The sequence below is a fragment of the Vibrio marinisediminis genome, from assembly GCF_014050145.1.
GTDB classification, from domain to species: domain Bacteria; phylum Pseudomonadota; class Gammaproteobacteria; order Enterobacterales; family Vibrionaceae; genus Vibrio; species Vibrio marinisediminis.
Genome location: NZ_JACFYF010000001.1, coordinates 371,184 through 385,298, shown reverse-complemented (window position 1 = coordinate 385,298; position 14,115 = coordinate 371,184). Strand labels below are relative to the sequence as shown.

Genomic DNA, 14,115 nt, shown 5'->3' with positions numbered 1-14,115 from the left:
ACAAGTAATGAATAGCTATTCAAGTGAAATAATCGATTTCCTCATGACATAGGTGGAGTACTTAACCTTTATCCAGGTTGAATATGCTTCATATTTGAGCTTTTGATGTTAATAAAAAAAGCCGCGTGGAAGCGGCTTTGGGGGGGGCTCTACTGGCTATTGATGAACGGTCTGAGACCCATCACTAACTTGTGTGCCACTTAAATCAACAGCCGTAAGTTTGCTCTATGTAGCGCTCAAATTGCTGACACATTTCGGCATTGGAATTGGCATTAGTCGCTAGCTCTTTTGCACCATCAACCACGGTTATCTTGGCATTCAACGCTGCAGGTTCTTGCTGGCTACGAGTGTTTAGCGCTGCAATTTTCTGTTGCTGGGTTTGCCATGCTTGCTCAGCGGTAAGGTTACATTCGTCAGCCAGATACTTGGCATTAAACCCTTCGCCAGTCAGGCTCTTGATAGTGTCATTGTGGGTGATGCTATTCCCCGGCTTCCAATAATGTTCACACAATAGTGGTCCAATTTTTGGATTGTCGGTTAAGTAGCCAAACTGACCTAAGAAATAGGCTCGAGTTTGATATACCGCCATATGGGCAAGTAAGTAACCTTGGTATGAACACGCTGACTCATCGGAGAGTAAGTGAGGAATTGCCATCAATGGGCGAGGACCGCAATCTAAACCTAGGATCTGTTTTTCCATTGCGCGGGCAAGAGCTGTGATACGTTCAGGTTGCAATTCATCGTCACCTAATTGGTAAAGTGCACGCTCAAAATAAGGCACCACTAAAATAGAACGCTCTTCATAAGCCTTAAATGGCTGCTTGCTGGTGGTGATCGCCTCAATGATGCTATCAGGTACGGCTTCACCTTGGCTATTAAGTGCATAAAGCTTCAGCCAATCAGCGTCATTTAATAAGCTATCGCAGAACATTGATTGAGTTTCAGCATACGCCATTGATGTCGGTGCAAACTCGATAGAAAAACACGGTGAGTTTTGCTTGATGTTGGCAAAGTGAGCCGCATGCCCCCCTTCATGAAAGAAGGTATTGATACCACTATAGCCACTGCCTATTTGGTCAGGTTTGGCGTTGCTGGTGAAGTTTACTTTCGCTGCGATCCAGCTTCCTTGATCGTAAAACGATGGAATAGGACCGTGGCAAAAACCGTTTTGGTATTTACCTTTGCGGTCGAGCAAGTCAAGAGTGAGCTCTGCACCAGAATAGTCGATGTTAAGTCGACCAAATGAAGCGATCCAATGGCGTAGTGATTGCGAAAATGGCACATACGGATCGAGATCGCGCATCGCATCGCCAGAGTAGGCATAGACAAAATTGTGTCCTGCTAGTGCAGATTGACCTTTTTCAGCGGCTAGGTTAGCCAGTGCGTCTAAATGCCCACTGCGCGTGCGTTGCTCAAAATCTTCCAGAATGGTAAACAGCTCATTGCTACTCATGTGTTCGGTTTTTTGCACAGAGTAGTCAAAATAGTTGGCGTAGCCGAGTGAACGAGCAAAACGATTACGGCGTTTTACTAACTCAAGGAATCCGTTATTGAGCAGCCACTGCTCTAGCTGTAGTAATGCCTGATGAGCCGATTGGCGCGTATTTTCGTTGTCGCTGGTACGAATTGCCGAAGCGAGAACAGGCAGTGAACCTTCCACTGACTCGCCGCTGTCGTCGGTATATTGCATTGGGTGGTTTTGCTTCGCTTTAAACAGCTCAGATTCGAATTGAATCAACTCTGCTTGCTGTTGCGCAGTGGTCGGGTCTTCAATACCGTGAGTTTCAAAAACGGTGAGCCAACCATTGAGCGCATGCTTGGTCGCTTGTTTTTCGTGCTCGTCATTTAGCTCGTCTACCAGCGCCAGATAGTGTTTTACTTGGCTAAGGTTATCTGTGCTGCTTAAAAACTGAGTCCATTGCGTTTGCGCCTGAGCTGCACCTTGGTGATCGTCACTGATTCCCATATAGGTGTCCCAAAAGAAATCTTCTTTAGTGCGGTGAATTGTTAGGTAGTGAGCATTAAGCTCATTGAGAAATTGTGTTGCGTTCATGTCATTCCTTTCAATCACTGTTTGTACAGCTAAGACGATGATAGATTGCCTTACCATGCTGCGTGATATAACTATTTGAGCCATTATCCATATTGTGTGGCTTATTCCCAGCGCTGTAGGGCTAACTTAGTATTTTTCGTTCCGGCATAGAATGTTGGTCTGGAAATATTAGCTCTGAAAGAAAAACCTATGGCGGGCTTTGGAAACAATGCCGAATTGAAAATAAATGCGGATATAGTTTGCAAAAGTCTCTCCGCCTTTAGGGGTTTACAATCGTAATGAGATCAAGCAACCTCTTGGTTCTGCGTTTATAAAAGTATCGAATAATGTCTCTACAGCCGATTAAATTTATTGCTTCCGATATGGATGGCACCTTACTCAATGAGTCTTCTCAGTTATCCCCTGAGTTTTATGATATTTACCGACAGTTGACGGAAAGAGGGATCATTTTTGCAGCAGCATCAGGTCGTCAATACGCGAGCTTGCAGCAAACTTTTGGACCAATTAAAGATGAAATAATGTACATCGCTGAGAATGGCACATTGGTGATGCACCAAGGCAAGGAGCTCTATTGTTGCCCACTCGGTAATGACGTCGTTGAGGGGATCATTACGGAAGCTCGTCAAATTGAAGGGGCATTCATTGTACTGTGTGGTAAGCAATCGGCTTACATCGAAACACAAGATGTTGAAGCACTGACAGAACTTAAAAAGTACTACCACGAATGTCAGTATGTGGAAGACCTGCTTAAAGTAGATGATGAGTTTATTAAAATTGCTATCTGTCATTTTGATAGCACAGAAAAGCATGTTTACCCGCTATTAAATGCTAAATTTGGCGACACTAACCAAGTGGTCGTCAGTGCCCGTATCTGGCTTGATGTGATGAATGCTGAGGCATCTAAAGGTGCGGCTATTGAGCACTTGCAACAAACTTTGGGTTTCACCCATGAACAAACCATGAGTTTTGGTGATTACTTTAATGATGTGGAAATGCTTAAGTCGAGTTACCACTCTTACGCTGTTGAAAACGCTCATCCAGAAGTTAAGAAATTGGCTCGTTTTAGTGCGCCTAGCAACATCAATAATGGTGTAATCATGGTGATAAAAGAGAAGGTGCTTAACGTCTAGTTAAGCTCTAAAACTGTGATGTTTTCAAGCCCTGTCATGATGATAGGGCTTTTTGCTTTTGCTAACAAAATTGCTTCTGCTAACCAATTTTTGTCATTTCGTGGACGATAAAGCTGTCTACCGCCCCTTCGGTTGCACTGAGATATTTAGCGATGTGAGAATTAGACATGTGCTTTTGCCATAGTTCGCGACTTAACCAATTTTCATAGAAAATAAACATGGCTGGATTCGCGTTATCTTGATGCAAATCGTAGTTTACACAGCCATTTTCATTTCGAGTAAAAGCGATCAGGCTAATGAGTTCACTCTTTACCAGTTCAACTTTATCTGGCTTTGCCACAATATTTGCGACGATAGTTAACTGCGCCATAGTGCCACCATTACTAATGTTTGTTTACATGTCACTAAGTGTAGATGGCATTTAAACATTTGTGCTAAGTGGGGACCAGTTAGCCACTGTTAAATTGAGTTCGGTATTGCTTAGGCGAAACCCCCACAATGCGCTTGAAATGATGCCGCATGCTGACGGCATTATTAAACCCTGCCTTTTGGGCTAATTGTTCAATGTTGATCTCTTCGCTTTCTAGCAAACCTTTTGCTAATTCGGTTCTTTGCTTAATTAGCCACTCTTGCGGGGTGATGTTCATACTACTACGAAACTTCCGGTCAAAGGTACGCCGTGACATATTGGCTTTACTCGCCAACGTATCGATGTGAATCGGTTTAGTTAAATTTGCTTTTGCCCAGTCGAGTGCTTGTGAAAACTGGTTGGGTACTTGCAGCATAGGTGTATCCACAAATTGCGCTTGCCCACCACTACGATGCGCTGAAACAACTAACCGTTTTGCCACTTGGTTGGCGATGGTATAGCCAAAATCCTCTCTAATTACAGCCAAGCCGAGATCGAGCCCTGCCGCACTACCTGCCGAACAGCCAAGCTTGTCATCAAAGACATACAGTACATTGCTGGCGTAATTAACTTGCGGAAATCGTTGGCGAAACTTGTGCTCAAATGCCCAGTGAGTCGTGGCTTGCTTACCCTCAAGAAGCCCTAGTTCGGCTAGAAGAAAGGCACCGGAGCAAAATGAAAGAATGCGTTTGTTTTGAGCTGCAAATAGGGTGATCTGCTGGCGCAGGTGGTTGTCGATGGAAGTGGGTTGGGTTGGCCAGCTTGGCACGACCAGCATATCGTAGCGCTCAAGATCATCGACATGCTGAGTGTGCATGACGATTGAACCCGTCGTGGTAATTGGGCGATCATCTAAATTGACAATATCCGTTTGATACCAGTGCTCAAATTCAGGTCTAGGCAGGGCAAACAATTCAACGGCGCAGCCAAGTTCGAAGAAAGAAATGTCTGCGTGAGACAATATTGCTACGCGTGGGCTATTTGAGTTCAATGTTGTCCTCCTTCACTAAGCATAAAACCCCACTCTTATTGTAACTAAGGTCTTATGCCTCTATGTGCTTTGCAGCACTCTCTTGATGTTGGCTTGATGTTAGCGAGTATTGACTTGAAAGCCAATGGTCAAATAACGCTCAACTACCAATAATGATGTTGAAAAGGAAACTTCAAAGCTAACAATAGTAAGGAGATGTTATGTCAAGTTCAGTTTCAAGGGTTCCCGCAGCCCCAAGCGCGCAAGCTCTAGCGCATTTTAGCCGTTTGCTTGAGTTCGAGACCGATTGTTGGGATGTGCACCATGCAATCAGCAATCACAGGCAAGATTTTGTGTTACTGGATGTGCGAGGTTACGAGCTATTTGAAAACGGACATATTGAAGGGGCGGTGAATATTGCTCATAGCCGACTCAATGAGAAGACGCTGACAAGCTACCCAATTGAGACATTGTTTGTTGTTTATTGTGCCGGACCACACTGCAATGGCACTGAAAAAGCCGCGATAAGATTGGCTAAATTGGGCAGACCAGTGAAGAAAATGATAGGCGGCATCACCGGATGGATTGATGAAGGTTTTGACTTAGTGAAAGCTAAAGAGTATGCGCAAACTACTACCTAGCTAATCTTGATATGCAAAATATGCATAAATTAGCTGACTAAATTTCATTAGGTGTTTCGTCAGCCGCGCCATACACTCCGCGCTCTTTTAATTTTAGGACACAGTATGTTCTCTCAATCTTTGACTGCTCAGCTAACCAGAATGGTGTTGCTGTTAGGTGTGACCTTGGTTGCGGTGCATCACTGCGAACCGTTGTTAGAGCTATTGGCACAGCAAGCGGTTGATATGGGTTGTCATCAACAAAGTGGTGTAGAAGAACATTCTTCTCATCCACATCATCACTAAGGTTGTTATGAGTATTTTTCGTTTTCCATTATTGGTATGGCTTGGGATCGGTGTTTTGATCACCAGCTTAGGTATCCGCCAATCTTTCGGTATCTTTATGATGCCCATCTCAGAGCATTTCGGCACTGGGCGTGAATTTTTTAGTTTTGCTATTGCTTTGCAAAACCTCTTATTTGGCGTATTTCAGCCATTTATTGGCATGGCGGCAGACAAATTTGGTTCTAAACGCATTATCTTTTTAGGTGCACTTTCTTATGCGTTGGGTCTGTATTTAACCTCGATTACCAGCGAAGCGAGCATGCTGTATGTATCGCTAGGTGCTTTGGTCGGCTTAGGTTTAAGTGCCACCAGTTATGTGATTGTTTTAGGTGCAGTGGCTAAGGTTGTTCCAGCCGAACATGCAGCAAAAGCCTTTGGTTTAACCACGGCGGCAGGGTCGTTTGGCATGTTTGCTGTGATTCCTGGTGCGCAATGGTTGATGACGGATTTTGGCTGGCAGCAAGCTTTGCAAGCCTTTGCCGTGCTTTGTACGGTGATGATGGCACTCAGCCTGTTTATGAAAACCTCACAAAAGGTGAATGCGGTTAGCACGAGCCATGCGCACGACGACTTAACGTTAACACAAGCGATCAAAGAAGCGTTCCACCACAAAGGTTATTGGTTGATCCACGCTGGTTTCTTTGTGTGTGGCTTCCATGTGATGTTTATTGCTACGCACTTACCGAGTTATCTTGCCGATAAACATTTACCTGCTTCGAGCGCAGCGATGGCATTGGCTTATGTGGGTATTTTCAATATTTTTGGCTCTTATTTTTGGGGCGTAATGGGTGATAAGTTCAACAAGCGTTATGTTATGACGGCCTTGTATTTGATGCGTACCGTTGTGATTGCGTGTTTTGTTACATTACCTATTACTGAAAATACAGCAGCCATCTTTGGTGGTGCTATTGGCTTTTGTTGGTTAGGTACCGTACCGCTAACATCGGGTTTGGTTCGCCAGATTTTTGGTGCGCGTTACCTTTCAACTCTTTATGGTTTGGTTTTCTTTACTCACCAAGTAGGGAGCTTCTTAGGTGCATGGGTCGGCGGTCGAATTTACGATTATTATGGCAGTTATGACCCTATTTGGTGGTCTACTGTTGTACTAGCATTTTTGGCGGCTTTGATTCATATCCCTATCAATGATAAGCCAGTGGCTCGTTTAGCGGCTGCATAATTGCTAACCAATTTATTATTAACTGACTAAAAGAGAGCTGAGTTATACTCGGCTTTCTTCTTTTCTGTAGTTGGATCTTATCCATGTTCTCTGAATGGGTCACATCGGAAGCGCTTATCGCTGCGTTTCTGATTTTTGTTGGTGCTTTCGTCCAAACCTCGATTGGCTTTGGCTTGGCGATCGTAGCAGCACCTCTTCTTTTCCTTGTTTCTCCAGTTTACGTGCCTTCACCCATCGTGATGGTGGCGCTATTTATTTCTATTCTTAACGCTTACAAATACCGAAGCAATGTTGAGATCGGTGGGCTAAAAATGGCGCTTGTAGGGCGCGTACCGGGTTCCATTGCTGGCGGGCTATTGTTAGTGATGGTGTCTAGTGATGTTTTAGCGCTGTGGTTAGGTATTTTGGTACTGCTTGCCGTTGTCGTCAGTATGCTGCCATTTCGTATAGAGCCGACACCAATACGGATGGGTATAGCGGGTTTCTTTTCCGGATTTTTCGGCACCAGTTCTGCCATAGGTGGTCCACCAATGGCGCTGTTATTACAGCATCAAGAGGCGAACCAGTTACGTGGTAATTTGTCAGCGTTTTTTGTGTTTAGTTCGGTCATCTCTTTGATTGTTCAAGCTCCGGCTGGCTTTCTCACTCTTCACCATGTATGGATCACGATTCCATTGATCCCAGCCGCTTGGCTTGGCTATCAATTAGCGCTGGCGACAACCGGGGCATTACCCAAAGAAAAGATCCGTATCGGAGCGTTGCTGCTATGCTCATTGAGTGGTGCGACGGCAGTTTGGCAAGGTCTAAGCGTGGTTTGATTCATACTAGGTTCATGTAAAATATGAATACTGTCATATTCAAACAGCATAAAGTGTTTTATTGATTGCTTGGGTATAGTCACTCTCTACTTTTATTGCCAGTTTTTACAAAGAGGGTCTTAATATATGCGCACACTAGGGAACATCATTTGGTTTATTTGCGGTGGTGTAGTTATGGGGTTGATGTGGTGGCTATTTGGCTTACTTGCATTCATCAGCATCGTCGGTATTCCATGGGGTAGAGCCTGTTTTGTTATGGGGAATTTTTCGTTCTTCCCATTCGGACAAGAGGCCATTTCACGTGATGAATTGACCAATGAAATGGACATAGGTACCAGCCCATTGGGTGTGGTAGGTAACGTTATCTGGTTCTTACTTGCGGGTATTTGGCTAGCGATTGGTCATATTCTTTCTGCGGTTGCCTGCTTTGTTACCATCATTGGTATTCCGTTTGCGCTTCAGCACCTTAAGTTGGCGGTGATTTCACTCGCGCCTATTGGTAAAACCGTGGTTTCGAAAGAAGAAGCGGCGGCAGCTCGTTACTCATTACGTCGTTAATGATTGACTGGTTAGATGAAATAACGCCGCATTTAATGCGGCGTTTTTGTTTGTGTTAGCTCGGTTTACTAGAATTAACCAAGACTAGTAAGCTTTAATACCGAACTCTCGTAACCGACTTGGTAGCACGTGATCGAGCTTTTCAATGTCATCGGAAAAAATTTCTATCAGTGAGAACTGATGCTGTTGATAAAGTTGCTTGATACGTTCGATATCCCGCTCGCTCGCCGGACCATTATCATCTCCCCAATACTGCAAGTAGACTTTCCCGCTAGGCAGATAGAAATCACTCAGTTGATCTTCTTCAATCGGAAGTTGCCTATCGTAGGCGTGTACAATACCGTTCATATAGAGCCAATTATCGATGATCAGCTCAGCGCGAGAGCGAACGTAATGCCCATCTAATGTTCGGTGCTTGGCTGCAAATTTTTGCTGAAAGCTGGAGAAGGATTTGTCGGTGGATTTTGCATTGGCATCTTGCCCTAGATATTCAATCACCGTCTGCTTGAGGCGTTTATTACGGGTAATGGTGTCATGCCAAAGTACGAATAGTTGCTGACTCTCTCTATCGGTTTTTTGCTGTGCCCCATGAGTTAACCCTGCGGGGGTCACTTGCCATCCTTGTTCATTCTTTTTGATCCAACCTAACTCACTAAGTAATTGATTCACTCGCTTCGCATTCAGGTTTAATCGCTCGCCAAGTTGGGTAGCGCTAAGCTGCTTACCGCTACTGAGAGTGTCATCAATTAACAGGTTATCAGGCCAAACAATGAACTTACCAAACTTGGTGTGTTGTCTATACTCACCACCAAATTTAGCGCCTATCTCTGTCAGTACCCAGCCATCTTCTCCACGGTTGATATAACCTGCTCGTTTAAGATCGCTAAAAAGCTGCTTTGCATTGATGCCTCGTTTTTTAGCCAATTGGGAGGTGGAGAGTTTCTGTTCAGTCATACTGAATCCTTGAGCAAGCGATGAATGTTCATTGTCGCAGTCTACGACCTTCCCGCCAAGGGAATTAGCCCAGAGTGTGGATGGGGTGGGGCTTGTGTCACGACAATAAAAAGGAGGCAAAGCCTCCTTTTACGAATTTCACTGACGAGGTGTGATAGATCGAGGTGCTAGCTATTGTAGGCGTTAAAGCTGACTTGATTACGACCTGCGCCTTTTGCTTTATAGAGTGCTTTTTCTACGGTATTTAGCGTTTCTTGGTGAGCGCTTTCTACCACGCCACCGCCGATGCTGACAGTGTATGGAATACTAATTTCGCCTAGCTTGACAGGGTTTTTCTCAACGAGAACTCTCAATTCTTCGCATTTATTGAGTGCATCATCGGCATCATGTGCATGGAATAGTATGCAGAATTTGTTTAGTCCGTCGCGAGACAGGCTGATCGCCCGAGGTTTTGGAAAACAGATTTGCATCAGTTCCGCCGTCGCTAAAATGATTTTGTCGGCGCACTGTGTTCCATGATGGTTCAAAATTTGCTCGAAGAAATCTATCTCTAACTGGGCGAAAAACACATGATCGGAATTTTGATGGCAATCGATCGAGGCATTCATCGTGTGTTGGCTGTCTAGCTTGGTCATGACATCGATACGTAGTAATTTCTTACGCAACAACAAGTTGCTCAGTGCAACTTCGGTATAATTGCGAATCATGCGCAAAATACTGCCACAACTCGGTAACCATGCTTGTATATAAATGATGGCGATCAGGTCACCTTGGCTATGCAGCGGAATCACATAGTGATTCGAGTGAATTTGTAATTTCTGAGCCAGTGGATCGGCATCCGATTTACTTAAGTAGCTAATTTTTCCCGCTGAAAAACGGTTGGCTAGTGCTTTATCTTCCATGACAACACGTCCGTTGCCGTGAAAATCCAACGTTGAGTAATGCCCATGCTGGCTGTTATACAAGCAGAATTGAATGCCTTGATGCGGAATGAAGCGATCTAAGGTGTAGCGTAATTGGTGCTTAAATCCAGCCAGATCTGACTGACCATTGAGTTCGGCAAGTGCTAAGCTCAATTGCTTGGTTAAATAGCTAATAGCAATCGCAAGGTAAAGTAGGGAAACAATAAAAACTGCTGCTAAGCCAAATTGATACGATGCCGCTAAGATGTCGGAGCGATCGGTGCCTGAAATAAACACCCAATCGAAGCCATTGTCAGCATCAAATACCGACACTTTAAATTGGTCGCGATAGTAGTATTCATACTCCGCAAACTTAGTACCAGACTCAACCAATTCGCTGATCCCGCTATGGTAGCTGATTGAAGGTGTCCCGATACGATTGGGATCGGGATGGAAGATCAATCGTCCTGTATGTTTATCAATGACAAAGACATAGCCTTCGTCCAGAGTGCGTAAGCCGCGTAAACTTTGAGTCGCGTGCTTCAAGTCGAACTCTAGCCAAAGCTGCTCTGATGCATTGGGTATGTATCTTACGGCAAATACCCAATACCCGGGTGACTTTTCATACAGAGACGAGATGGCGATGTGTGGCGAAAACTTTATCAACGGTGTCCATACAATATCGGAATCTTTCTCTGCCGTCGTTGGGTTGAGCAATGCGGAGCGGTATTGTCCGGTTTCAAGGTTGACGTGAACGATATCAGCATAAATAGGAGAATGCTTTAAAATGCGTTTTGCTGTGTTATCAAATTCAGTCAGTGATTGTGCATCATCGAGCAAGAATAACTTGCTCGATGCGGCTTCAACTTGAGATGAGACTAAATGTGCTGCCGTATTAAGATTAGCAAGTGACTGGGAATGGGCATTTTGTTCTGAAGTTTGCAGTTGAACATACGCGAGGTATAACATACTAATAGATAACAGTATAACGTACGGTCTAAGTGTCCGTGTGACGAACTTAGGTAAAGCCATGTTAGAAATTGCCAACTTATTTAGAATTATTGTGATATGTGTCGTATTTTAAAGCTATTTGATTAGATAGGCAATGCAGATATACTCGCTTTATAGCATCGAGTTGAGTATGACAACTCGATGCGTGCTTTTAAGCGTTACTCTGTTTGAATTGTTGATGAGCTATAAAAAATGGCGATGGAGGTTGGTTCAAGAACAATTTGCTTGCGTTCAACGGGCTGGTTCATTTCAGTGGAGCTGGTGTTACAAACCATCAACCACTCTTGGTCGGTTTTGCTTGGTAAACTAAAACGAGCCGGCGCATCAGTTTGGTTAATACCATAAAAAAGTTGGTCGCCATCTTCTCCTATCCCCATATGCAGACCAACAGCAGTTAGCTGGTTCCAGTCGTCGTGGCTGATTGCACTGCCATCAAGTTGACGCCAGTAAACTCGATTACTATTACGGCTATCCCCACTGAAAGCACGAATAAATGGCAACATAATTTCTTGTCGAGCTGTAATTAGCTGTGCTAGCCATGTTCTAAACTCTTGTTTGTTTTCATCTAACTGCCAATTTAACCAACTGATTTCATTGTCTTGGCAGTAGGCGTTATTGTTGCCTTTTTGGCTATGAGACAGTACATCAGCCATTAAGATATGAGGGATACCAAACGAGAAGAGTAGCGTTGTCATTAAATTGCGTTTTTGCTTTTCTCGGATAGCGATGATCAAAGGATCATCTGTTGGTCCTTCTATACCGTAGTTGGCTGAGCGGTTGTCACCGTGCCCATCTCGATTTTGCTCACCATTGGCTTCGTTATGTTTCGATTTGTAGGAAACAAGATCCTGTAAACAAAAACCGTCGTGATAGGTGACATAGTTCACTGTTAGTCGGTAAGGCCAATTTGAGGCACTGTAGAGATCGCGTGAGCCCATAATACGAGTGGCGAGTTCAGTGAGGTAGCCTTGATCGCCTCGCCAAAAGCTGCGGCTGATATCGCGCAAGCGGTCGTTACATTCACTCCAACCGAAGGGAAAGTGCCCAACTTGATAGCCATTCGGACCGATATCCCAAGGTTCAGCAATCAGTTTGGTTTGCTGCAGTACCGGGTCTTGTGCAATGGCTTTGAAAAAACCACTGTTAGGATTGAAGTTTTCACCTTCACGTCCAAGCGTCGCTGCAAGATCGAAGCGGAAGCCATCGACATGGTATTCGTTGACCCAATAGCGCAACGTGTCCATTACGATGTTCAGTGCGGGTTGAAAAGCGAGATCGACCGTGTTGCCACACCCCGTGTAGTTTGCAAAATGTTGCCCATGCTTGAGGTAATAGTTTTTATCGAGTGCTTTTAGGTTAAATATAGGGCCATCGGGTCCCGCTTCCGCAGTATGGTTATAAACAACATCTAGGATAACTTCGATGCCATTTCGATGCAGCTCTCTGATGGCTGTCTTCAGTTCTATAACCGCATCTTTGTCAGCATAGCGAGGGTCGGGCACCATAAATAGATATGGGTTGTACCCCCAATAATTGACCTTATTCATCTCCAGCAGATGTGGTTCGTGCATGCAGGCTGCCACAGGCAGTAGTTGAATGGTATTAATGTTCTGCTGTTTATAAAAATTCAGCATCGCTTCACTGACTAAGCCTAAATATCGACCTCGGTACGATTCTTCGACTTCGAGGTTGAGTTTGCTAACACCTTTAACGTGCGTTTCGAACAGGACCATTTCATTTTTGGCTCTTCGCGGGGAAGTGACGCCCTGCCAGTCGAAGTGATCATCGGTCACAAGACATTTGGCTAGTTGAAAGCTTTTCTTCGCACTGAATGGCGGTTGGTAATGCAGTGGTTGTTCGAGAGCTTTGGCGTATGGGTCTGCGAGGTAATGCTCTTGCCCTTTAATCGTAGTGATGTAGCCATATCGCTGACCAGCAGTGATATTTTCCATGAAAATATGCTTGATACCTGCATATTCTTGGGTCAATTGGTATGTGACATACTGCCCTTCGGGGTCGAATAGCGCTAAGTAAAGTTCTTCACAATCTGGTGCGTATATTGCGAAGTTGCATCCCTGTTCACACAGGGTGGCTCCCAATGGATATGGGCGAGAAATTATTGTTGTCATGTTTGTTGATGAACACCATTCTTCTTGATGCGCCAAAGCCCTAGAGTTGTTAACAGATCTTTTTTTTGGTTGGCATTATTCGCATCATTTATATTTATGTCATTGGATAATGAACTATAGGGCATTATTTGTGACAAAAATTTGTGCAGTACCTAATAAATTCTCTTACAAAAAGTGATCCAGTTCGAATAACCTTACTTTTTGCGTCATCGATTTGCTGTGAGAGCGCGTGTTTGGAAAAGTTGAATGCGGAATCGTTCACAAACCGTAGCACAGTTCAATTATCCATAACTATTGCATTAGGTTGGTGTAATAGAGATCACAAAGGGTAAGTTTTCTTTTTTGGAGTTATTAAGCCTAAGCCGTTAAAAAAACGAAGGTTATCGATAGGTATTCGCGATTACAGTGGAGAGACCGAGCGCTTGAGGCTTTGACTCTTTAGTTGAGTTATCTACGCTTAAATGTAACGGAAAGCCAAATGAAAGGAGAACATGATGGCGACATTTAAGCAGGATATTCCTAACCGAGTCACAGTTTACCATGATGATCTTGAGCAAGAAAAAGCGTTTAAAAACGCTTTAGCCCCAGAGAAGCCGCGTTATTTTAACGGCTCGCCAACGTATCACGCTGAAAGCATTGATGCCTTTAAACAGCGTTTAGAAAACGTAGGGTTATCGTTAGAAAAATAATTTTAGAGAGGTTTAAGCCATCGTTATTAATCCTGAGCTTTCAGTGCGCGTGGTATTTAACGATGGCATTTTTGGTCTTCCACAATGAGCGATTAATCTATTGAGTAGATTAATCATGAGTCCATGCAAACTCTAATAGTGGTAGTGTTTTATCTAAGAGACTTTCTTAACTCGCTTTTGATTTTGTCAATAATGAATACTTCCGACAAAATCTCCTCTCCCAAATCCAAATGCTTCTGGTTTCGGATAGTTAACCTCCTCGAATGCACTTTTGTTCATTAAACAACCTGTCATTGCGGTAAAAAAAACCAATAAAATCATAAATTAGAGCTGAATATATAAAAGGCGAG

At 44.0% G+C, this 14,115-nt stretch carries 13 protein-coding genes; 7 read left to right on the top strand and 6 right to left on the bottom strand.

What is annotated here, in order from left to right:
* Positions 1-205 precede the first annotated feature (205 nt).
* Positions 206-2,053 (bottom strand): M3 family metallopeptidase, encoded by a 1,848-nt coding sequence (locus tag H2O73_RS01775; RefSeq protein WP_182105916.1) that lies wholly within the window; start codon positions 2,051-2,053, stop codon positions 206-208.
* A gap of 326 nt (positions 2,054-2,379) precedes the next feature.
* On the opposite strand from H2O73_RS01775, the gene H2O73_RS01770 reads away from it, so the two are divergent.
* A complete protein-coding gene (locus H2O73_RS01770; RefSeq protein ID WP_182105914.1) occupies positions 2,380-3,183 on the top strand; it encodes a Cof-type HAD-IIB family hydrolase in 804 nt (267 codons plus the stop codon).
* A gap of 79 nt (positions 3,184-3,262) precedes the next feature.
* Here the strand turns inward: H2O73_RS01770 and H2O73_RS01765 are convergent, their stop codons facing one another.
* Together H2O73_RS01765 and H2O73_RS01760 are read right to left on the bottom strand one after the other, a co-directional pair.
* Positions 3,263-3,553, bottom strand: a complete 291-nt coding sequence (locus H2O73_RS01765) for a putative quinol monooxygenase (RefSeq protein ID WP_182105912.1) — start codon at positions 3,551-3,553, stop codon at positions 3,263-3,265.
* Positions 3,554-3,632: 79 nt separating this feature from the next.
* Positions 3,633-4,583 (bottom strand): helix-turn-helix domain-containing protein, encoded by a 951-nt coding sequence (locus H2O73_RS01760; RefSeq protein ID WP_182105910.1) that lies wholly within the window; start codon positions 4,581-4,583, stop codon positions 3,633-3,635.
* Between the two features lie 200 nt (positions 4,584-4,783).
* On the opposite strand from H2O73_RS01760, the gene H2O73_RS01755 reads away from it, so the two are divergent.
* The 5 genes from H2O73_RS01755 (at position 4,784) to H2O73_RS01735 (ending at position 8,080) form a co-directional block, all read left to right on the top strand.
* A complete protein-coding gene (locus tag H2O73_RS01755) occupies positions 4,784-5,203 on the top strand; it encodes a rhodanese-like domain-containing protein (RefSeq protein ID WP_182105908.1) in 420 nt (139 codons plus the stop codon).
* A 105-nt stretch (positions 5,204-5,308) separates the two neighbouring features.
* Positions 5,309-5,488, top strand: a complete 180-nt coding sequence (locus H2O73_RS01750) for a hypothetical protein (RefSeq protein ID WP_182105906.1) — start codon at positions 5,309-5,311, stop codon at positions 5,486-5,488.
* 7 nt (positions 5,489-5,495) lie between these two features.
* A complete protein-coding gene (locus tag H2O73_RS01745; RefSeq protein WP_182105904.1) occupies positions 5,496-6,704 on the top strand; it encodes an MFS transporter in 1,209 nt (402 codons plus the stop codon).
* An 83-nt stretch (positions 6,705-6,787) separates the two neighbouring features.
* Positions 6,788-7,522: a sulfite exporter TauE/SafE family protein gene (locus tag H2O73_RS01740; protein WP_182105902.1), complete on the top strand. Its 735-nt coding sequence runs from the start codon at positions 6,788-6,790 to the stop codon at positions 7,520-7,522.
* A gap of 126 nt (positions 7,523-7,648) precedes the next feature.
* Positions 7,649-8,080, top strand: a complete 432-nt coding sequence (locus H2O73_RS01735; RefSeq protein WP_182105900.1) for a YccF domain-containing protein — start codon at positions 7,649-7,651, stop codon at positions 8,078-8,080.
* Positions 8,081-8,164: 84 nt separating this feature from the next.
* Here the strand turns inward: H2O73_RS01735 and H2O73_RS01730 are convergent, their stop codons facing one another.
* From H2O73_RS01730 to glgX, 3 genes are all read right to left on the bottom strand, one after another.
* Positions 8,165-9,034: a glycerol kinase gene (locus H2O73_RS01730; protein ID WP_182105898.1), complete on the bottom strand. Its 870-nt coding sequence runs from the start codon at positions 9,032-9,034 to the stop codon at positions 8,165-8,167.
* A gap of 167 nt (positions 9,035-9,201) precedes the next feature.
* Positions 9,202-10,905 carry a sensor domain-containing diguanylate cyclase gene (locus H2O73_RS01725; protein WP_182106904.1) on the bottom strand — a complete coding sequence of 568 codons (1,704 nt, stop codon included), beginning with the start codon at positions 10,903-10,905 and terminating at the stop codon, positions 9,202-9,204.
* A 200-nt stretch (positions 10,906-11,105) separates the two neighbouring features.
* Positions 11,106-13,076, bottom strand: a complete 1,971-nt coding sequence (gene glgX / locus H2O73_RS01720) for a glycogen debranching protein GlgX (RefSeq protein WP_182105896.1) — start codon at positions 13,074-13,076, stop codon at positions 11,106-11,108.
* A 494-nt stretch (positions 13,077-13,570) separates the two neighbouring features.
* Between glgX and H2O73_RS01715 the strand changes: the two genes are divergently transcribed.
* Entirely contained in the window at positions 13,571-13,765 is a 195-nt protein-coding gene (locus H2O73_RS01715) for a hypothetical protein (protein WP_182105894.1), read from the top strand.
* Positions 13,766-14,115: the final 350 nt, after the last annotated feature.

Bases quoted from the DNA above. Each gene is read 5' to 3' on its own strand.
- H2O73_RS01775 (WP_182105916.1), bottom strand. From the start codon at position 2,053: ATGAACGCAACACAATTTCTCAATGAGCTTAATGCTCACTACCTAACA.
- H2O73_RS01770 (WP_182105914.1), top strand. From the start codon at position 2,380: ATGTCTCTACAGCCGATTAAATTTATTGCTTCCGATATGGATGGCACC.
- H2O73_RS01765 (WP_182105912.1), bottom strand. From the start codon at position 3,553: ATGGCGCAGTTAACTATCGTCGCAAATATTGTGGCAAAGCCAGATAAA.
- H2O73_RS01755 (WP_182105908.1), top strand. From the start codon at position 4,784: ATGTCAAGTTCAGTTTCAAGGGTTCCCGCAGCCCCAAGCGCGCAAGCT.
- H2O73_RS01750 (WP_182105906.1), top strand. From the start codon at position 5,309: ATGTTCTCTCAATCTTTGACTGCTCAGCTAACCAGAATGGTGTTGCTG.
- H2O73_RS01745 (WP_182105904.1), top strand. From the start codon at position 5,496: ATGAGTATTTTTCGTTTTCCATTATTGGTATGGCTTGGGATCGGTGTT.
- H2O73_RS01740 (WP_182105902.1), top strand. From the start codon at position 6,788: ATGTTCTCTGAATGGGTCACATCGGAAGCGCTTATCGCTGCGTTTCTG.
- H2O73_RS01735 (WP_182105900.1), top strand. From the start codon at position 7,649: ATGCGCACACTAGGGAACATCATTTGGTTTATTTGCGGTGGTGTAGTT.
- H2O73_RS01730 (WP_182105898.1), bottom strand. From the start codon at position 9,034: ATGACTGAACAGAAACTCTCCACCTCCCAATTGGCTAAAAAACGAGGC.
- H2O73_RS01725 (WP_182106904.1), bottom strand. From the start codon at position 10,905: ATGTTATACCTCGCGTATGTTCAACTGCAAACTTCAGAACAAAATGCC.
- glgX (WP_182105896.1), bottom strand. From the start codon at position 13,076: ATGACAACAATAATTTCTCGCCCATATCCATTGGGAGCCACCCTGTGT.
- H2O73_RS01715 (WP_182105894.1), top strand. From the start codon at position 13,571: ATGGCGACATTTAAGCAGGATATTCCTAACCGAGTCACAGTTTACCAT.